We start from the raw sequence: 18,980 nt of genomic DNA, 5'->3' as shown, positions 1-18,980 counted from the left end.
ATTTGCTTTTATGCGAGGAGCTCGGCGAGTTTCCTCTTGGTGCCGTCGTCATCGAGCGGGGTATAGACGATGAGCTTCATCTCCGGCCGGTTCGTCACGGTCAGTCCGGTATGCTCGAAGGACATGCGGCCTTTTGCCGGATGATCGATGCGTTTGATGCCGGATAGCGGGCTGACGACCTCGTGGCGCTGCCACCAATCCCGAAACTCGTCGCTTACCTTCTTCAGCAGCGCGATCAGCCGCTCGAAATCCGGATCGCCGGCATAACGCGCACTGTCGGCGCGGAACATCGCCAGCGACACGCGGGCAACCGTCTCCCAATCGACGAGCAACTTGCGATGCGCCGGATCGGCGAAGAGGCGATGCATGATGTTGCGCTCGTCGCGGTCGAGCGTGTCGTAACCACCGAAAAGCACCTCGGCGGCACGATTCCAGGCAAGCACATCCCATCGGCGGCCGAGCACATAGGCCGGCTGTTGGGTCAGGTTGGCGAGCATGCGCTGCAGCGGCTCGTCGACGCATTCGGGTGCTGAGGATATTGCCTGCAGTGCGTGACGGTTGCTGAGAGTAAAGAGATGCTGCCGCTCGGCTTCATCGAGGCGCAGTGCACCGGCAAGAGCGTTGAGTACCTGTGCGGAGGGTCTTATGTCGCGGCCCTGCTCCAGCCATGTGTACCAGGTGGTGCCAACTCCGGCGAGCATGGCGAGTTCCTCGCGCCTCAGACCCGGCGTGCGCCGACGAAAGCCCTCGGGCAGGCCGACATCGGAGGGCGCCAGCCGCTCGCGGCGGGAGCGCAGGAAGGCCGCGAATTCGCGGCGGCGTGCTTCGAATGCGTCGGTTCTCTGGTCCATGGAGCCGATCATATCAGTATCGATACCAGGATAAAACTGGAACTGTTTGCCGTTTTCAGGCCGCACATGATGGAGATGCCGCAGGTGGTCCCATCGCCTGCGGCTCGATCAATTCAAGGAGCAGCATCATGTCATTACAGCATGTGGTCGTCATCGGCGGTTCTTCCGGCATCGGCCTTGCCACGGCGAAATTACTTTTGAAACAGGGATATACGGTCACCATTACGGGCCGCGACGGTGAAAAGCTTGCGGCGGCGAAGGCCTCGCTCGACGGTGATGCGCGCAGCCTCGTGCTCGATGCGACGCAGCTTTCCAGTCTCGGGGAGGCTTTCGCCGGCATCGGCGCGTTCGGTCATCTCGTGCTGGCGATGGGCAGCGGCCACGGCGCCGGACCCTTCGCGACACTCGGCATGGCGGATCTGCTTGCCGGATTCCAAACCAAGCTCATTCCGCATGCGGCGGCGGCCCAGGCAGCGCTGCCGTTTCTCCAACCGGGCGGCAGCATCACCTTCGTTTCTGCGGTCAGCGCGCAGGCCGCGATGCCCGGCACGGCGGGGCTTGCGGCGATCAATGCCGGCATCGAGGCGATGGTGCCGGTGCTTGCCGCCGAGCTGAAGCCGCTGCGTGTTAACGGCGTTTCACCCGGAGTTATCGATACGCCCTGGTGGAATTTCCTGCCGCCGGAGCAGCGCGGCAACGTCTTTGCGGATTTCGCCGGCCGTACGCCGGTCGGCCGTGTCGGCAGGCCGGAGGATATCTCGCAGGCGATTGCCTTCCTGATCGGAAACGGCTTTATGAGCGGCCATGTCGTGACCTGCGACGGCGGTGTGCGTCTCAGCGCCTGAGGTAGATTTCCGGCGGGCTGCCGATCGTCGGCGGAAAATTCCAGACCGCGGAGGTCAGGCGCCGTGCAATGCGCCCGGCGCCAGCGACGGTGCGGTTGCGACCGTCCGATCGCGCGAAGCGGCGGCGAGCCTCTCCTCGGCCCGGCGAGCTGCCGCCTGCAGGTCGCGTGGCTTGCCTGATATCTTCTCCATCGCGGCGGTGGCGACATCGGTTGCGAGATAATCCGGCTTATGGCCGACGCCGCGAACGGTGATGAGTTCGGAGCCTGCTATGTCGCGGGCAAGGCCGCGCGAATGCAGGTGCTCCCAGACGATCTCGTCGCGGTCGCCTGTGATGATGACGGTCGGCGCGGTGATCTGTGAATAAAGCGGCGACTGTTCCTTCACATAGGCGAGCAGCCTTTTGAAATCGGCTGCGTTGTTGTGGAAAGCGTTGGGTCGCAGCACCAATGACGGACCGGTTTTTTCGATGTAGTCGGCCGGGCGTGGATTGGGGCGGAAGACGTTCAGGGTACCGCGCTCCAGCCTGCGCAGCCCGAGCGGCACGACGACCGCATGATTGAAGAGCCAGCCGATAACAGGCGTCGTCGCCACATGATAATACCAGTCGATGCCGCCCGGCCAGGGATGGGTGGCGGGTGCGAGGAAGAGCAGGCCGGCGGTCTTATCAGGATGGCGAAGACCGAAGGCGGCGGTGATCGCGCCGCCGAAGGAATGGCCGACGATAACAGCCTTCTCGATGCCGCGCTTCTCCATCAATCGGGCGATCGCATCGGCCTGGCCGGAGGGAACGGCGTTTTCAGGGCCGCCGCGTTCGGAATAACCGTGGCCGGGGCGATCGACGAACAGCATTTCGGCCCGGCCTTCGAGCGCTGCGCGGAAAGCGAGGAGCTGATCGAGCAGATTACCGCTGGCGCCGTGAATGAAGACGAGTGCCGGCAGATCCGCATTTTCGGGGCGGGGGACATGGACGGCGTTCATGCGGTAGCCGCCGACATCCGTCAGTTCGCCGATATTCGGATATGCCTGTTCGAATTGCCGCGCCTTATAGGAAGAATAGCCGATGGCGGCGGCGAGCGGGGCGAGAAGAGCGGAAACTTCTGCAAACATGATCTTAACAGGCGATAATTGCGGCGGCTCCTGCGGGGTGGACGAAGCGTTGCGTCGTTTCCCCAACATTCTAAAATTGCGCGGACAGGCGGCTCGTCAAGATCGGCGAACCGGAATCAGGTGCGGTTGCCCGCGAGTTTTTCCGACAGCGTGTTGACCTGTTCCTGCGCCGTGCGTTCGGCCGGATAGATGCTGAGGAACTGCTCCCAGGCCTTCAAGGCCAGCTGATCGTTGCCGGCATTGCTGAGGATCGCCGCCATGCCGGAGAGCGCGCCGAAATGGCGCGGCTCGAGATCCAGCACGTGTTCGATGTCGGACATCGACTTGCGGTAGTTGCCCATGATGAAATTCAGCGTGGCGCGGCGGTTCCAGCTCTCGGCGTAATCCGGCTTCAGCGTGATCGCCTCGTCGAGGAAGTCGAGCGCGGCGGGATTGCGCTTTTCTTCGATCGCCTTATCGGCCCACTGCATCAGCAGATTGATGGTGGCACTGCCGGAATCGTTCCATTCCAGACGGATTTCGTTGGCGATGCCGCTGGCTTTTTCCGGATCACGCTCGCGCTTCAACTGGCTGAAGAGCTGGTCGAGGCGCTGCTTCGGCGAAGTGTCGACATTCGTCTGCTCGACGATGACGTCCTTTTCCGCGGCAGCGGCCGGAACGGCGGAGGTGAGCAGGATCAGAGCGAGCGGCAGTGCCGCTGACGTCAAAGCAAAAATGCGCATGGCGGACATATTAGCCCGCCAGTGCCGAAGATCAAACGAATTTGACGTGATCACCGCAGCGACCCACCGGATATGGTTGCATGCGCAGCTTGCGCGGCAAGGCAATCCGGATACGCGAAATCAGCCCTGACGAGCCTTGTAGCGCGGGTTCAGCTTGTTGATGATGTAGATGCGGCCCTTGCGGCGAACCAGACGGTTGTCACGGTGACGAGCCTTGAGCGACTTGAGCGAATTCTTGATCTTCATTTTTCTGATCCGCGATCTCTATGGGGGAATTCACATTCGCCCGTATCTTTAACAATCAAAAGCGCGCCGTCGGGGCGCGCTCTTAGGTGGGGGAGCAGATACCCCGTCACCTCCATCATGTCAACCGCATGAAGGTGTTTTTCCCGGGGCTTGGCCGCGTTTTCTCACGGTGAAATCGGCGATTTCGGCGTCAAAGTGGTGACATGGCCCATCTTGCGGCCGGGGCGCCATTCGCTCTTGCCGTAGAGATGAACCAGCGTGTCGGCGCGTCGCAGCCAGTCGGGAACGGCAAGGATGTCGTCGCCGATCAGGTTCTGCATGACGCAGTCGGAGTGGCGCTCGGCATTGCCGAGCGGCAGGCCGGCGACGGCCCGGATATGCTGTTCGAACTGGCTGACGACGCAGGCGGCTTCCGTCCAGTGGCCGGAATTGTGCACGCGCGGAGCCATCTCGTTGGCGATGAGGCTGCCATCAGCGAGCACGAAGAATTCGATGCCGATGACGCCGACATAGTTCAACGCGGCGAGGATCTTTTCGGCCGATCGGCGCGCGGCGCCGGCCGTCGCCGCGGGGATCGCGGCTGGAACCGTCGAGGTGTGGAGGATGCCGTCGCGATGGACATTCTCGGCAGGATCGAAACAGACGACGGCACCGTCGGTGGCGCGCGCGGCGATGATCGAGATTTCGCGTTCGAAGGCGACGAAGCTTTCAAGGATGAGCGGCACGGCGCCGAGCGCAGCATAGGCGCCGTCAGGACTGTCGGCTGCCGATCGGAAAACCTTCTGTCCCTTGCCGTCATAGCCGAGGCGGCGGGTCTTCAGCACGCCCTGACCGCCGAAATCCTGAAGTGCGGCTTCGAGATCGGCCTGGCTGTCGACCGCATGGAAGCGGGCTGTTGATATGCCGCAGCCATTGAGGAAGCGTTTTTCGACGAGCCGGTCCTGGGCGGCCTCCAGCGCCTTCGCAGGCGGATAGACGGGGACGCGCGCGGCGAGCGTCTCGGCGGCCGAGACGGGCACATTCTCGAATTCGTAGGTGACGAGATCGCAGGCGGTCGCGAGTTCGGCCAGCGCCGCCGGATCGTCATAGGCGGCGACGATCTGCCGGTTGGCGAGCTGGGCGGCGGGGCAGTCGGCCTGCGGCTCGAGGATGATCGTGCGGAAATTCAATCTGGCGGCGGCAATGGCCAGCATGCGGCCGAGCTGGCCGCCGCCGATAATGCCGATCGTTGCTGCTGTCATAGGTCGTCCATCGGGTATTCGGCGACGCTGGCACTCTGGCGCTCGCGCCATTCATCGAGCCGGTCGGCGATTTCCTCGTCGGAAAGGGCGAGCACGGCGGCGGCGAGAAGGGCGGCGTTTACCGCGCCCGCCTTGCCGATGGCGAGCGTTCCCACAGGAATGCCTGCCGGCATCTGCACGATGGAAAGCAGGCTGTCCTGGCCGGACAGGGCTTTCGACTGGACCGGCACGCCGAACACCGGCAGCGGCGTCAGCGCGGCGGTCATTCCAGGCAGGTGGGCAGCGCCGCCGGCGCCGGCGATGATGACCTTGAAGCCCTCCGCGCGTGCGCCCTTGGCGAAATTGACCAGCCGGTCGACTGTGCGGTGCGCCGAGATGATGCGCGCGTCATAGGGAATTTCCAGCGCCTCCAGCGTGTCGGCGGCGTTCTTCATGGTCTCCCAGTCGGACTGGCTGCCCATGATGATGGCGACGGGTGGTCTGTCTGTCATCGTTGCTGCGGTCCCTCTCAGGCGATGATGTCAGGGATGATCTGATCTTCCAGCTTGGAGAGCTTGTCCTTGATGACGAGCTTCTTCTTCTTCATGCGCTGGATCCGCAGAGCATCGCATCCCATCTGGATCATGGCATTGATCGCGGCGTCGAAATCCTCGTGCTCCTGGCGCAGACGCGCCACCATGAGCCTGACATCCGCCTGTTCCTGATCGGCCATATGCATTCCCCGTTATCGTCCTCGGATCTTGTCCGATCTGCCGATGATTTCCGCAAGCTCCTATCACCAAATACAGGTAACGGCTAGTTAGTCTTGATCATGAATTTGCCATCTAGTCTTCATCTTTTGGCCTTCGACAAGCCTTCAAAAATGTGTCACAGTCCGCCGGTTGACACCTTGTTCCCCGACGACGATGGCCGGGGAAGGGTAAGAGGAAGGAAGGGTCAAATGACAGTTCAAGCTCATCTTGAATCACTCCAGAAAAAGCATGTAGCACTCGAGGAGGAGTTGCACGCGCTCAGAACAGCTCCCTCAATCTCCGATACTGAAATTGCCGAATGCAAGCGCCGCAAGTTGCGCATCAAGGACGAGATCCAGCGTCTCAAGTCATCCGTCCACTGATCTTCCCAAGGGTCGCCGGCCGATCATCTTGCGTTAGAAGAGGTAAATCCATCCATTCCGCCGAGAATTAGCAAGAACCGGTGATCTACACCAGATATGCGCCAGTCCGATGCATGCGGCATCGCGGCTGGCGTTTTTGCAGCATCACTCTTCAAAAATATCATATGATCCGCATCGCTTCCCACGGTCTTAGGGAAGATGCATCAGGCCCAGAATTGATCCAGCCATAGATTGAGCTTGTCGAAGCCGCGGTTGTTGACCGTGTAGATGCGCCTCGTGCCTTCCGAGGTCACCGAGACGAGGTTGCTGTCGAGCAGCGCCTTCAGGTGTTGCGACACAGCCGGACGGCTGATGGGCAGGCCTTCGGCGAGTTCGTTGACCGTCCTTGGAGCGCGACGCAATTCCTCCAGCAGAAACCGCCGGTTCGGGTCGGAAATCGCAGAGAAGGGGTCCGTGGTCGACATGGCGGGAACGCTACGTCAAACCGGCCGTTCCAGCAAGGAAATTGTGCATTGCAGCGTATTGCTGCAATGTCCTTTGCGCGCCTGAAAAGACGCGGCACTGCAGGGCTTCTACCAGCCAAGGCCTTCGCGCACGATCAGGAAAGCGGCGATCAAGGCCATCGCATACATGAAGGGATAGAATATTTCCGGCTTCATGCGGCGCACGCACCAGGCGCCGGCGATGGTCGCGAGCGGGGCGAAGGGCAGGAGCGTCGCCGACGTCGCAAGATTCTGCGTGTCGAGCTGGCCGAGCGCGAAATAAGGGATAAGCTTGATGGCGTTGAGGATCGCGAAGAAGCGCGCGCTGGTGCCGGTATATTCGCGCGGCTGCAGTTTGAGCGGCAGGGCATAGATCTGGAACGGGGCACCACCGGCATGGGCGACGAAGCTGCCATAGCCTGAGAACGTGCCCCAGAGGCTGGCGGCCACCGGCCGCTGGCCGCGCGGCGGGATTACCTTTCCCGCGCCGGGACCGAAATTGTTCCAGAAATAGCGCAGGCAGAAGAGGATGGTCACCGCGCCGATGACGATGCGCAGCATATTGCCCGGAACGAGCGCCGAGGTCGCCCAGCCGAGCCCGATGCCGAAGATCGCGCCCGGCAGCATGATCTTCAGCGTCGCCCAGTCGCCATGCTTGCGCCAGATGACGAGCGAGATCATGTCCATGAAAACCAGGATCGGCAACAGGATAGCCGCCGCTTCGACCGGCGAGACGACAAGGGCGAGGAAGGGCAGGCCGATCAGCGACAAAGCGTCGCCCATGCCGCCTTTCGCAAGGCCCACCAGCAGAACGGCAGGCACGGCAGCGTAATAGAATGATAAGTCCTGCGGCATGCTTTCGACGTCCTCCTCTTGCAAGCCTCCTCTAACGGAACTACTCACACAAAACGAGTGCGGATCCGCCATTTCGCGGGGGAATTCGCAGGAAACGGAAAGACCCCATGACCGAACCGGAAAACCGCTGCCGCCTTGTGCTCATCGTACCCGATATCGCCGATGCCGATGAGCGGGCAAAGATCGTCGCCGACGCACTGAAGGGCGGCGACGTCGCCTCCGTGATCGTGCCGCAATACGGGCTCGACGACGGCGCCTTCCAGAAACATGCCGAGAAGCTGGTGCCGCTGATCCAGGATGCCGGAGCGGCGGCACTGATTGCCGGCGACAGCCGAGTAGCGGGCCGGGCGAAGGCCGATGGCCTGCACCTTTCCGGCAATGCGGAGGCGCTTTCGGAAGCGATCGAGAAACACGCGCCGAAGCTGATCGTCGGCGGCGGCAACGCCGCTGACCGGCATCATGCGCTGGAGATCGGCGAAGCCCGGCCGGACTATATCTTCTTCGGCAAGCTCGACGGCGATATCAAGCCGGAGGCTCATCCGAAGAACCTTGCGCTCGGCGAATGGTGGGCCTCGATGATCGAGATCCCGTGCATTGTCATGGGCGGCACCGATCCGTCGTCGGCGCTTGCCGTCGCGGAGACCGGGGCGGAGTTCGTGGCGCTGCGGCTGGCAGTCTTCGGCGAGCCCGGCCGGGCGCCCGCCGTCGTTGCCGAAATCAACGCGATGCTTGACGAAAAAGCGCCACGGTTTGAGGATTGAAATCGCGCTCATGCCGATCCCGCCCGCCCGTCTTTTGAAATATTTCCTCGCCAGCATGGCGGTCCTGACTGTGGCCGGTCCGGAGACCGTCCTGGCACAGGCGCCCGACAGCGTCATCAGCCAGCCGGGTACGGCGCCGGCTTCCACCTTCCGGACCGACCGGCCGACCGGTCCGGGTGTTAAACCCTCCGACGGTGTCGGCGTGTTCGACCGCATGGGAGCGAAGCTACCGGATCTGCCGCCGGAGAAGGATTACAAGGGGCCGATCGACGAAGCTTACGGCGCCTACCAGCGCGGCTATTATCTGACCGCCATGGACAAGGCGCTGCCGCGCGCCCAGCTCGGCGATCCCGCAGCGCAGACGCTGATCGGCGAAATCCTATCGCAGGGACTGGGGGTCAAGAAGGACGTGAAGAACGCCGCCTTCTGGTACGGCAAGGCTGCCGATGGCGGCGATGCGGCGGCAATGTTCAAATATGCGCTGATGCTGATGGAGGGCGAGGGCGTCCAGCGTGACAAGGTCAAGGCCGACGACTACATGCGCAAGGCGGCCGAAGCCGGCAATTCGTCGGCGGAATTCAACTGGGCGCAGATTCTCGTTGCCGACAATCCCGGCGAGAAGGGCCTGAAGCTTGCGCTGCCCTTCTACGAGAAATCGGCCGAGCAGGGTGTTGCCGACTCGCAGTATGCCGTGGCGCAGATCTATGCGTCACTGAAGGACCTGCCGGAGGAAAAGAAGCAGCTTGCCCGCGAGTGGATGGTGCGCGCCGCGCGCGCCGGTTTCGATACCGCCCAGCTCGATCTCGGCATCTGGCTCGTCAACGGCGTCGGCGGGCCGAAGGATTACGTCAAGGGTTTCGAGTGGCTGAAACTTGCCGCCAACGGCGGCAATGTCGTCGCGCAGAACAAGCTCGCCCATCTCTACATCAATGCCATCGGCACGCCGCCGAACCCGATCGAGGCGGCGAAATGGTATGTGCTGTCGCGCCGTGCCGGGCTTGCCGATCCGTCGCTCGAGGATTTCTATCTCGGCATCGAAGACAATCAGCAGAAGGCTGCGATCGACGCCGCCAACAAGTTCCGGCGGCGATAGGCCGTGGCTCGCCTACGGGCTTGAGGCTGCCCGACGCTCGCGCCGCCGCGCATCAGAAAAGCGCGTCGGCGAAAAGATCCTCGTCGTTTTCGGCTTTCGGCGTTTCGGCGGGAGGAGCTGTGCTCCCCTCGCTCGCCGGGATGATATCGCGATGGGTATTGCGCTCCTGGACCATCGTGTAGAGTTTGAAGATCTTGCGGTCGAGCGGTGCGATCGTCTCCGTGAGATCGGAGATGTCGGCAACCTCGGCTCCGGCAACGCCGTCGAGCACATCGGCGCAGCGGGCGAGCACGTCGCCGAGATCATGCTGGAAATCGAGCTTGCCGATCAACAGGTTGATCTTGGTGGCGACCTCGCGGCCATTTTCGGCAAGCACCTTGAGTTCGTTTTCCATCACGTTGGCGGCTAAGCGAATGTTGCCGACGGCCGATGTCAGGCTCTCTCCCAGGCCGCCAGCTCCGGCATCGGTTGCCGGGGCGACACGGCCGGCTGCGGCTTCGAGCGTAGGCAGGCCGTTGACGATCGCGTCGGCGGAATCGTCGAGCTTGCCGGCGAATATGCGCAACTCGGCGGTGACGACGTTGATCGACTTGCCTTCCTCGCCCAAACGGCTGCAGCGCAGGTTGGTATTCAAGGCCATGTAATGGATGTCGGTCTTGACGGCGCGGATGTTGCCGATCGCCTCGAAGAGCTTGGCGGCCGTGCCGATCGTCGACTGGCTCACCTGGTCGGCCTGTCGGCTTGCCGTATCGACCTGCTTGACGATTTCGTGGGCGGCCGAAACGCTGGATTCCAGCGCGCGCATGAAGTTGCCGCCGGCCTCGCCGTTCTCGCCGCTCATCTGATCGCGCAGCTTGAGGATATCTCTCGTGTCGTGGTCGAAACTTGCGATCGTCTTGACGACGCTCTCCGAATCCCGCTGGAAATCGGCGCACATCTCGCTCATCTGCGCCGCGGTCAGATGATGAATGACGTTCTGGAGGCGCTGGCGCGCGCCCGCGTCGAGCCGGGCGCCATCCTCGCCCGCAAGGAAATCTTCGAGCAACGAAAAGGTGGCCTGCACATGCTCGATGCGCTGGCGGGTGATATCGCCGATCTGCAGGGCGGACAATGTCGAGGCGACCTTGCCCTGGACGCCGCGGGCAATCGCACCGACCTCGCGGGCGATGACGCCCAGATCCTTGCGGTGCCCGGCGATCTTTGCAGCATCATCGCGGAGCGCTGCCGCAACGGCCGGGACGGTATCGGCATATCCCCTGGAGACGCTGGCGCCGAGGGAAGCCGCAAGTTTGACCTCCTTTTCGAGGCTGTCGAGATGGGCGGCGAAACGGTTGACTTCATCCGTGCCGGAATAGATGCGCTCCAGGATTTCCTGGGCGAAGCCGGCGAATTCGGCTAGCCCGGCGCCGGTGATCTTCACGGTCACGGCGAAGGTTCTGAGGTAGCGCATCGTCTCCTGCATGTCGGCGACATGCTTGCGCAGTTCCTTGCCTGTATGCGCCAGCGAGACCAGCGCCTGCTGACGGTTTTCCTCGGTGACCGGCAGCGCCGTCAGGCTCTCGACCGTGGCGTGGAGATCGGCGCTGGTGTCACTCGACTCCTTGTTGTCGAGCGCCTTGGTCACGCTTTCGAGCGAGTTCAGCAGCCGGTTGAGGACATCCATCACCGAGAGCAGCACCGTTCCGCCTTCGAGGAACCGTTCCTCGACCTGGCTGCGGGCGGATTCCAGGGTCTGACTGATGTCCCGCCCTGACGTGTAGGTTGCAGCGTGCGGTGATACCCGAGCGTGTGCCAATTTTATACCTTTTCTTCAAACGCAGGCAATTTGACTCTATTTTTACGGGCAGGATGGAAACGACCGGTAAACGCGCCAGACTCGCCTACGTTGTGATTAACGAAAGATGTGGAGGCGGTGCCGGCAGAAGCTGCATAGCTGGCGATTATTATCCAACATACTGTTTTCTCTCGATTTATCTTCAAATTCTGAGAGGGAAATACAACTTTTCCTGGATGAGAAATGGGAGTCGCGGGATTGGCTGTGCAGCAGCTTTCTACAACCGCTGTTTACCCGCCATTAACGCTGTCGTGAGAGTCCTTTAAGGGTCATCAAGTATTTCTCTGGCCCAGGAGGCTGCATTGGATACTCCGAAACAATATTGCGAATCTATAAATTTGCCTGATGCGCTGAGTATTCGCCATGTGTCCGAATTATATTCCAAGATTACCGACGAATTTCATAACCGTGATACAATCATCATCAGCATTCCCGAAGGCGCAGAAGCGGATCTGAGTTTCGTTCAACTCATCGAATCCTCGCGCCTTCAAGCAAAAGCCAAGGGGAAGACGTTCAAGCTTTCTTCGCCAGCCAGCGGCTCGGTCCTGAAGGTACTTGAACGCGCAGGTTTCATTGAATCATTTGATCAAGAAGACGCAAAGTTCTGGTTGCATAAAGAGGTGAAGTTATGACTGCAAATATCCTGACCGTTGACGATTCCGCCAGCATTCGCCTGACCACCAAGGTCACGCTGACCAATGCCGGCTACAGTGTGACCGAGGCGGTCAACGGGGCAGAGGGCCTCGCGGCAGCCAAGGGCAGCAGCTTCGATCTGATCGTGACCGATCTCAACATGCCTGTCATGGACGGGCTGACGATGATCGAAGAGCTGCGCAAGCTGCCGGCGCAGGCCGGTGTTCCGATCATCTTCCTGACGACGGAATCGGATGCCGATCTCAAGGCCCGCGCCAAGGCCGCCGGCGCGACGGGATGGCTGACCAAGCCGTTCGACCCCGAGAACCTCGTGAAGATCGTCAAGAAGGTCTTAGGAAGATGAACACGCTCGATCCCGTTGCCGTATTCCGCATGGAAGCTGCCGAATGCCTCGAAGCGATCGAGGCCGGTCTTCTCGACCTGACGCACCAGCTCGACAACAAGGATCTCGTCGACGCCGTGTTCCGCGGGCTCCACACGCTCAAGGGTTCGGGCGCGATGTTCGGTTTCGAGGCGCTCGCCGCCTTCACCCATCATTGCGAAACCGCCTTCGACCGGGTCCGCAAGGGCGAGGTCGCGGCGACCAGCGAACTCGTCGCCGCCGTCCTCGCAGCCCAGGACCATATGCGTGCCCTCGTCGACCAGCCGGACGCCGATCACGGCGACACCGGGCATAAGCTTCTGGCGCAGTTGCAGGCTGCCGTCGGCGGCAAGTCGCCTGCCCCAGCGGCGGTCGCTGTTTCCGCACCCGCCGTCGTGCGCGAAGCTCCGGCGAAAAAGAAGAACAGCTGGCGCATCCGCTTCAGCCTGCCGGCCAATGCGATGGCGAACGGCACCAATCCGCTCGGCCTGCTGGACGAGTTGCGCGATCTCGGCGAATGCACCGTGCGCGCCAACACATCAGACATTCCGTCTCTCGACGAGCTCGCTCCGACGGAATTGTACATTTCCTGGGATGTGACGTTGACCAGCGAGCAGGACCGCTCGGCGATCGACGACGTCTTCATCTTCGTGCTCGACGACATGGAACTCAGCGTCGAGGAGATCGATGCCGCGGCAGCGGCGACCGCCGCTCCCGTCGAGGCAAAGGCGGCACCTGCCCCTGCCGCAGCGGCTTCGCCCGCGCCCGTTCCGCCGGCTGCCGTGCCGGAGTTCCGCCCTGTCGAGGCGGTTCCGGCCAAACGCGAGGCGCCAGCCGCCGCCAGCCAGGCGAAGGCTGCCGAGAATGTGCGCGTTCCGGCCGAACGCCTGGACGAGCTGATGGACCGGGTCGGCGAACTCGTCATTGCGCAATCGCGCCTCAGCCAGCTCGCCAGCGCCAGCACCGATATCGCGCTGCGCTCCGTCTCGGAAGAAATCGAACGGCTCTCCGGCGAACTCCGCGACACGATGATGGTGTTGCGCATGGTGCCGGTCGCAACTCTCTTCTCCCGCTTCCGCCGTCTTGTCCATGATCTCGCCCGCGAGACCGGCAAGGTGATCGAGCTGGTGACCGAGGGAGAGAGCACCGAAGTCGACAAGACAGTCATCGAGCGCCTGGCCGATCCGCTGGTGCATCTGGTGCGCAACTCGATCGACCACGGCTTGGAAACACCTGCCGACCGCCTTGCCGCCGGCAAGACCGAAGCCGGCACGGTGACGCTGTCAGCTCGCCAGGCCGGCGGCGAGGTGATCATCTCGATCAAGGACGACGGCCGGGGCATCAATCGTGAACGGGTTCGCGCCAAGGCGGAATCCTCCGGCCTCATCCATCCCGGCCAGCCGCTTTCCGACTCCGAGCTCTTGCAGCTGATCTTCGCTCCCGGCTTTTCGACGGCGGCGGCGATCACCAATCTGTCCGGCCGCGGCGTCGGCATGGACGTCGTCAAGAAGACGGTCGAAGCGCTCCGTGGCGCAATCGATATCGTCAGCGTGCCCGGACAGGGTTCGGAAGTATCGCTGCGCATCCCGCTGACGCTTGCCATCATCGACGGCCTGCTGGTGCGCGTCGGCTCCGGCCGCTACGTCATTCCGCTCTCGGCGGTCGAGGAATGCCTCGAACTATCGCTCGAGGAAGATCTCCGCTCGCGCGGCCGCAGCTTCATCTCGCTGCGCGACAGCCTGGTGCCGTTCCTGCGCCTGCGCGATCTTTTCCGCACCGGCACGAAACCCGACGTGCACCAGAAGGTCGTGGTGATCTCGACCGGCACGGAGCGGGTCGGCCTCGTCGTCGACCAGATCATCGGCGACCACCAGACGGTCATCAAGTCGATGTCGAAACTCCACAACGATGTGGCGACCTTCTCGGGTGCGACCATTCTCGGCGACGGTAGCGTCGCTCTCATTCTCGACGTCGGGCACCTGGTTGCCGCGGGTCAGCAACAGGAGGCGCAATTGCGGGTAGCAGGATGAGTGCAACGGCAGCAACCGTCGAACGGTTCGACAATCACTGGAGCTATGCCGAGGAAGTCGAAGTGCTGACCTTCGATCTCAACGGTGAAACCTTCGCGCTGGAAGCGGTCATCGTCCAGGAAATCCTGGACCTGCTTCCGGAGACCGCGGTGCCGGGCAGCCAGCCCTTCGTCGCAAGCGTCATCAATTTTCGCGGCAAGGTCATTCCGCTCGCCGACCTGCGTCTCGCCTTCGGGATGGAGGCGGCGGAGGCCACGATCGACAGCCGCTTCATCGTCATCGAGATCGACCTACAGGGCGAACAGACGCTCGTCGGTCTGCGCACCGACAAGGTGAACGAGGTGACGACGCTCGCCAAGACCGCAAGCGAGGCACCGCCCAGCGTCGGCATGCGCTGGCGCGCCGACTACATCAACTGCCTGGTGAAGAGGGGCGGAGAGTTCATCATTCTCCCGAATCTGCAGGCGATCTTTTCATCGCGACATGATGCGGCGGGCGCCGTCAATTGACGCCGGATGAATTCAAATTGGGGTTAGACCGATGCGATTGACAATCAAGACGAAATTGGTGACCGCGTTCACCTTCACTATTCTGATGCTCGTGGGCACCGCCGCTTACGGCATCCTCAGCCTTGGATCGCTGAACGACACGATCGACAGGCTCCTTTCCGGCCCGGCAGCTCGTCTCGATTTGGCTCAGCAGATCAACATCGCCCAGCTGGAAGCGATCCGCCAGCAGAAGAACCTGCTCACGGCGCGTAACGCCGATGATATGGCCGGCGCGATCGAGAAGGGCAATCTGGCCCGCAAGGAATTCGACGACGCCTTCAATCAGGTACAGGCGCTTGCGACCGAAGAGGGCAAGGCGCGCTGGGCGCGTATCGCCGAACTTTCCAAGACCTTCGTTGCCGCCGACGATCAGATCCGCGCCTATGTGAAGGCCGGCAATACCGATGGTGCAAACGATATCTCCATCACGACGGCGCGCGCTGCCGCCAATAGTATCGACTCGACGCTCTCCGAAATCCTGGCGCTCGAAAAGCAGCGCATGAAGACTGCTGATGATGGCGCCCAAACACAGTACGAGACGACGCGCACGATGATGGTTGCCGTCGCCGCCGTCGCCCTGGTGATCGCTGCCCTCACGGCTTTCTGGATCGCCGGCACGATCAGCAAGGGTCTCAATCGGGCCAACACCGTGGTTCGCGAAGTGTCTGAAGGCGATCTGACGAAGATGGCCGAGATCACCGGCCATGACGAAATCGGCGAACTTCTGGGGAACGTCAACATTATGATCGAGCGCCTGCGCGGCGTCGTCGCCGACGCGCTGTCGGCCGCCGAAAACGTCTCTTCCGGCAGCCAGCAGCTTTCGGCGAGTTCCGAGCAGGTGTCGCAGGGCGCCACGGAGCAGGCCGCTTCCGCCGAAGAGGCCTCCGCCTCGATGGAAGAGATGGCAGCCAACATCAAGCAGAATGCCGACAATGCCGCCCAGACGGAGAAGATCGCCCGCCAGTCGGCCAAGGATGCGGAAGCCAGCGGCGAAGCGGTGACGCGTGCCGTCGACGCCATGCGCACGATCGCCCAGAAGATCAGCATTGTGCAGGAAATCGCCCGCCAGACCGATCTGCTGGCTCTTAACGCTGCCGTCGAAGCAGCACGCGCCGGCGAGCATGGCAAAGGTTTTGCGGTCGTGGCTTCCGAAGTGCGCAAGCTTGCCGAACGCAGCCAGTCTGCCGCTGCCGAAATCAGCGCCATGTCGAGCGATACGGTCAAGGCTGCTGCCGATGCGGGCGATATGCTCGGCCGCCTGGTGCCCGATATCCGCAAGACGGCGGAACTGGTCTCCGAGATCAGCGCCGCCTGCCGCGAACAGGATATCGGCGCCTCGCAGATCAACGAGGCGATCCAGCAGCTCGACAAGGTAACGCAACAGAATGCCGGCGCTTCCGAGCAGATGTCGGCCACCTCCGAAGAACTTGCCTCGCAGGCGGAAGAGCTGCAGACCTCGATCGCCTTCTTCAAGGTCGATACGGCAGGCAGCATACGGACCGTCGCCCAGAAGACGCAGCCGAAAGGTGCGTCCAAAGTGAAGGCCCCGGCTGTTGTTCGCAAATCCGCTCCGCCGGCCCACGGACAGGGTCGGGGCCAGACGGTTTCGGCTCAGCAGCAGCGTCTCAAGGGCTTTGCTCTCGACATGTCGATGGGCGGTCCTGATGCCGGCGACGACGACTTCAGGGAGAGCGCCTAAGCGCTCCCCCGGCGGGGCGTCCGAGCGCCTTTGCCCTCATGCGATCCCTCGGGCTGCTTCGGCGGCCCGAGGCTGAAATATCCCCAACGCGTGTAGGCGTTGGCGCTGCGACCGATAGATGTCCGGCTGCCGGGAAGTGAATGTAGTCGCTTTCCCCCCTTCAGACACATGACGCTCCGTGGACGGGACGTCTCGCAAGCTTCCGGGCGGCCGCCGATGCCGCGCACAGAAGTCCTCGAATTTCTATCCGTGGCATGTTTTCGCCCACGGAATTTATTGCTGCATGATGCCGCGCCCCCGGTCCAAATTGATTACCTCGCTCTCACAGAGGAATATTGAGATGCGTATTACGATTAAACTTAAACTCGCAGCCGCATTTGGCTTTGTCATATTGTTATTGGTGGGTAGCGCCGTCTACGGAATCCTCAGCCTGGGCTCATTGAACGACGCCGTCGGCAACCTTGTATCGGGGCCTGCAAAAAGGCTGGAACTGGCTCTCGAAGCCAAGGCTGCAGAGCTTAATGCCGTTCGCTGGCAGAAGAACGCCCTTCTGGAAATGAATCCCGAAGTGGTCACGAAGGACTACCAGAACTCGGCAAAAAGCATGGAAGACATGCTCGCCTTTGCGACGGGCGGCCAGCAGCTCGCAACCGCCGAAGGCAAGCCCACCTGGGACCGGCTGGTAGAGCTTTCCAAACGCTTCACTGAAGACTCAAACAAGGTCGCCTCCTTGCAGGAGAGCGGCGACAGGGCAGGTGCCGCCGCCCTTTCGTCGGGAGAGGTTCGCGCCCTGGTCATGGAACTGGAAGACGTTTTCGAGACGCTCGTCGCGCTTCAACAGAAGGCGATGACGCAAGCCGATAACGATAACGACGTCCTCTATAGTTCCACGAAGAACATGCTGATCGGCATCGCGATCGGCGCGTCCTTGATCGCTTTCGCCGCGGCGCTTTGGATCGCCCTCGGTGTCAGCAGCGGTCTGCGCAAGATCATGGACGTCGCCAGCGCCGTTGCCATCGGTGACCTGAACCAGAAGGTCGAGATCAGGAGCAACGACGAGATCAAGGATCTCGTGAACACGATCAACGTGATGACCGACAATCTCCGCACTACCGCGGAGATCGCAAACGAGATTTCCAATGGCGACCTCAGTGTCACCCCGAAGCCGCTTTCCGACAAGGATACGCTCGGCATCGCCATGCTCGGCATGGTGAACAATCTGCGCGCCACCGCCAATGTCGCCAACCAGATTGCCGAAGGCGACCTTTCCGTCGACGTCAAGCCGCTCTCGGCCAAGGATACGCTCGGCATCGCCATGCAGAGCATGGTTGCCAATCTTCGCGTCACCGCCGAGATTGCCACGCAGATCGCAAACGGCGATTTGATGGTGTCTCCCAAGCCGCTTTCGGCCAAGGACACGCTCGGTATTGCGCTCGCACAGATGGTCGAGCGCCTGCGCGATGTCGTCGCTGATGCGATTGCCGCTGCCGAGAGCGTATCGGCCGGCAGCCAGGAATTGTCGGCGAGCTCGGAACAGGTCTCGCAGGGCGCCAGCGAACAGGCGGCTTCTGCCGAAGAGGCCTCCGCCTCGATGGAGCAGATGGCTTCCAACATCAAGCAGAATGCCGACAACGCCGCCCAGACCGAAAAGATCGCCCGTCAGTCCGCCAAGGATGCGGAGATGAGCGGAAGCGCCGTTGCCCGGGCCGTCGACGCGATGCGCACGATCGCCCAGAAGATCAGCATCGTTCAGGAAATCGCTCGCCAGACCGATTTGCTGGCTCTTAATGCCGCCGTCGAAGCCGCGCGTGCGGGTGAGCATGGCAAGGGTTTTGCGGTCGTCGCATCGGAAGTGCGCAAGCTCGCCGAACGCAGCCAGTCGGCCGCTGCCGAAATCGGGGCTATGTCGAGCGATACCGTGACGGCTGCCCAGGAAGCCGGCGACATGCTCGGCCGCCTGGTGCCCGACATCCGCAAGACGGCGGAACTGATTTCCGAGATCAGTGCCGCCTGCCGTGAGCAGGATATCGGGGCTGCCCAGATCAACGAGGCGATCCAGCAGCTCGACAAGGTGACGCAGCAGAATGCGGGAGCCTCCGAGCAGATGTCTGCGACTTCGGAAGAACTCGCCGCCCAAGCGGAAGAGCTGCAGGCCTCGATCGCTTTCTTCAAGATCGAGATGGCAGACAACGGCAAGGCGGCGACGAGCGGTCGGCAGGGCCGCGGCGCGGCGGTCAAAATGACCACGCGAAGCCCGGCCGCGGCGCGCAAACCGGCAGGCAAGGGGGCAGCCGCCAACAGCGTTGCCAGCCAGCAGGCTCGGGCGAAGGGGTTTGCTCTCGATATGTCGATGGGCGGCCCCGATACGTCGGACGACGAATTCCGGGAGAGCGCATAGCGCTTTCCCCGGTGCAGAACGGGGAGCTGTTACGGCGGCCTCTCGAATATGACCGACGCAAAGATGCGCCGGGGAATGCCGGCAGAGTCGTGAACGCATGACGCGTCTTCACCACTGCGCAATTTGAAATTCGCAG

The 18,980-nt window shown here is 62.1% G+C and carries 20 protein-coding genes; 10 read left to right on the top strand and 10 right to left on the bottom strand.

All coding sequences use genetic code 11. The features are described 5' to 3' along the window. Nucleotides 1–8 precede the first annotated feature (8 nt). Nucleotides 9–863 carry a helix-turn-helix transcriptional regulator gene (locus EFB14_RS16350; protein ID WP_126827058.1) on the bottom strand — a complete coding sequence of 285 codons (855 nt, stop codon included), beginning with the start codon at nucleotides 861–863 and terminating at the stop codon, nucleotides 9–11. Between the two features lie 116 nt (nucleotides 864–979). Here EFB14_RS16350 and EFB14_RS16345 point away from each other — a divergent pair, with 116 nt between their 5' ends. Continuing rightward, complete coding sequence (locus EFB14_RS16345; RefSeq protein WP_126827055.1) at nucleotides 980–1,696, top strand: SDR family oxidoreductase; 717 nt, start codon at nucleotides 980–982, stop codon at nucleotides 1,694–1,696. 54 nt (nucleotides 1,697–1,750) lie between these two features. Here EFB14_RS16345 and EFB14_RS16340 read toward each other — a convergent pair whose 3' ends face one another. The 6 genes from EFB14_RS16340 to EFB14_RS16315 form a co-directional block, all read right to left on the bottom strand. After that, nucleotides 1,751–2,806: an alpha/beta fold hydrolase gene (locus tag EFB14_RS16340; protein ID WP_126827052.1), complete on the bottom strand. Its 1,056-nt coding sequence runs from the start codon at nucleotides 2,804–2,806 to the stop codon at nucleotides 1,751–1,753. A 116-nt stretch (nucleotides 2,807–2,922) separates the two neighbouring features. Continuing rightward, entirely contained in the window at nucleotides 2,923–3,537 is a 615-nt protein-coding gene (locus EFB14_RS16335) for a tetratricopeptide repeat protein (RefSeq protein WP_126827049.1), read from the bottom strand. A gap of 111 nt (nucleotides 3,538–3,648) precedes the next feature. Beyond that, a complete protein-coding gene (gene ykgO, locus EFB14_RS16330; RefSeq protein WP_003582204.1) occupies nucleotides 3,649–3,774 on the bottom strand; it encodes a type B 50S ribosomal protein L36 in 126 nt (41 codons plus the stop codon). A gap of 164 nt (nucleotides 3,775–3,938) precedes the next feature. Next, the gene (locus EFB14_RS16325; RefSeq protein WP_126827046.1) at nucleotides 3,939–5,015 is read right to left on the bottom strand and encodes a 5-(carboxyamino)imidazole ribonucleotide synthase; all 1,077 of its coding nucleotides are present in this window, start codon (nucleotides 5,013–5,015) and stop codon (nucleotides 3,939–3,941) included. Then, nucleotides 5,012–5,506, bottom strand: coding sequence for a 5-(carboxyamino)imidazole ribonucleotide mutase (gene purE, locus EFB14_RS16320; RefSeq protein ID WP_126827043.1), 495 nt, complete (start codon nucleotides 5,504–5,506; stop codon nucleotides 5,012–5,014). The genes EFB14_RS16325 and purE overlap by 4 nt, the downstream gene beginning before the upstream one ends. Nucleotides 5,507–5,523: 17 nt before the next feature. Further along, complete coding sequence (locus EFB14_RS16315; protein WP_125847015.1) at nucleotides 5,524–5,727, bottom strand: YdcH family protein; 204 nt, start codon at nucleotides 5,725–5,727, stop codon at nucleotides 5,524–5,526. 228 nt (nucleotides 5,728–5,955) lie between these two features. Here EFB14_RS16315 and EFB14_RS16310 point away from each other — a divergent pair, with 228 nt between their 5' ends. Beyond that, nucleotides 5,956–6,129 (top strand): YdcH family protein, encoded by a 174-nt coding sequence (locus EFB14_RS16310; protein WP_009996782.1) that lies wholly within the window; start codon nucleotides 5,956–5,958, stop codon nucleotides 6,127–6,129. 203 nt (nucleotides 6,130–6,332) lie between these two features. On the opposite strand, the gene EFB14_RS16305 is transcribed toward EFB14_RS16310, so the two are convergent. Next, nucleotides 6,333–6,593, bottom strand: a complete 261-nt coding sequence (locus EFB14_RS16305) for an ArsR/SmtB family transcription factor (RefSeq protein WP_125847017.1) — start codon at nucleotides 6,591–6,593, stop codon at nucleotides 6,333–6,335. Between the two features lie 108 nt (nucleotides 6,594–6,701). Continuing rightward, nucleotides 6,702–7,466 carry a sulfite exporter TauE/SafE family protein gene (locus EFB14_RS16300; RefSeq protein ID WP_125847019.1) on the bottom strand — a complete coding sequence of 255 codons (765 nt, stop codon included), beginning with the start codon at nucleotides 7,464–7,466 and terminating at the stop codon, nucleotides 6,702–6,704. Nucleotides 7,467–7,573: 107 nt separating this feature from the next. On the opposite strand from EFB14_RS16300, the gene EFB14_RS16295 reads away from it, so the two are divergent. Together EFB14_RS16295 and EFB14_RS16290 are read left to right on the top strand one after the other, a co-directional pair. Further along, nucleotides 7,574–8,227: a thiamine phosphate synthase gene (locus tag EFB14_RS16295; protein ID WP_125847021.1), complete on the top strand. Its 654-nt coding sequence runs from the start codon at nucleotides 7,574–7,576 to the stop codon at nucleotides 8,225–8,227. 10 nt (nucleotides 8,228–8,237) lie between these two features. Then, complete coding sequence (locus EFB14_RS16290) at nucleotides 8,238–9,320, top strand: tetratricopeptide repeat protein (protein WP_125847023.1); 1,083 nt, start codon at nucleotides 8,238–8,240, stop codon at nucleotides 9,318–9,320. A gap of 52 nt (nucleotides 9,321–9,372) precedes the next feature. Here the strand turns inward: EFB14_RS16290 and EFB14_RS16285 are convergent, their stop codons facing one another. Next, entirely contained in the window at nucleotides 9,373–11,115 is a 1,743-nt protein-coding gene (locus EFB14_RS16285) for a chemotaxis protein (RefSeq protein ID WP_126827041.1), read from the bottom strand. A gap of 341 nt (nucleotides 11,116–11,456) precedes the next feature. Here EFB14_RS16285 and EFB14_RS16280 point away from each other — a divergent pair, with 341 nt between their 5' ends. The 6 genes from EFB14_RS16280 to EFB14_RS16255 all read left to right on the top strand — a co-directional run bounded on the left by EFB14_RS16280 (nucleotide 11,457) and on the right by EFB14_RS16255 (nucleotide 18,844). After that, nucleotides 11,457–11,786 carry an STAS domain-containing protein gene (locus EFB14_RS16280; protein WP_126827038.1) on the top strand — a complete coding sequence of 110 codons (330 nt, stop codon included), beginning with the start codon at nucleotides 11,457–11,459 and terminating at the stop codon, nucleotides 11,784–11,786. Further along, on the top strand, nucleotides 11,783–12,151 hold the full coding sequence (locus EFB14_RS16275) for a response regulator (protein WP_126827035.1): 369 nt from the start codon (nucleotides 11,783–11,785) through the stop codon (nucleotides 12,149–12,151). Before EFB14_RS16280 ends, EFB14_RS16275 begins: the two co-directional genes overlap by 4 nt. Next, nucleotides 12,148–14,199 carry a chemotaxis protein CheA gene (locus tag EFB14_RS16270; protein WP_126827032.1) on the top strand — a complete coding sequence of 684 codons (2,052 nt, stop codon included), beginning with the start codon at nucleotides 12,148–12,150 and terminating at the stop codon, nucleotides 14,197–14,199. The genes EFB14_RS16275 and EFB14_RS16270 overlap by 4 nt, the downstream gene beginning before the upstream one ends. Next, nucleotides 14,196–14,708, top strand: coding sequence for a chemotaxis protein CheW (locus tag EFB14_RS16265; RefSeq protein ID WP_126827030.1), 513 nt, complete (start codon nucleotides 14,196–14,198; stop codon nucleotides 14,706–14,708). The genes EFB14_RS16270 and EFB14_RS16265 overlap by 4 nt, the downstream gene beginning before the upstream one ends. Nucleotides 14,709–14,739: 31 nt before the next feature. After that, entirely contained in the window at nucleotides 14,740–16,446 is a 1,707-nt protein-coding gene (locus tag EFB14_RS16260) for a methyl-accepting chemotaxis protein (protein WP_126827026.1), read from the top strand. Nucleotides 16,447–16,786: 340 nt separating this feature from the next. Further along, the gene (locus EFB14_RS16255) at nucleotides 16,787–18,844 is read left to right on the top strand and encodes a HAMP domain-containing methyl-accepting chemotaxis protein (protein ID WP_126827023.1); all 2,058 of its coding nucleotides are present in this window, start codon (nucleotides 16,787–16,789) and stop codon (nucleotides 18,842–18,844) included. Nucleotides 18,845–18,980: the final 136 nt, after the last annotated feature.

The sequence above is a fragment of the Rhizobium fabae genome (genome assembly GCF_003985135.1).
GTDB lineage: Bacteria > Pseudomonadota > Alphaproteobacteria > Rhizobiales > Rhizobiaceae > Rhizobium > Rhizobium pisi.
This window is presented reverse-complemented; position numbering and strand designations above follow the sequence as displayed.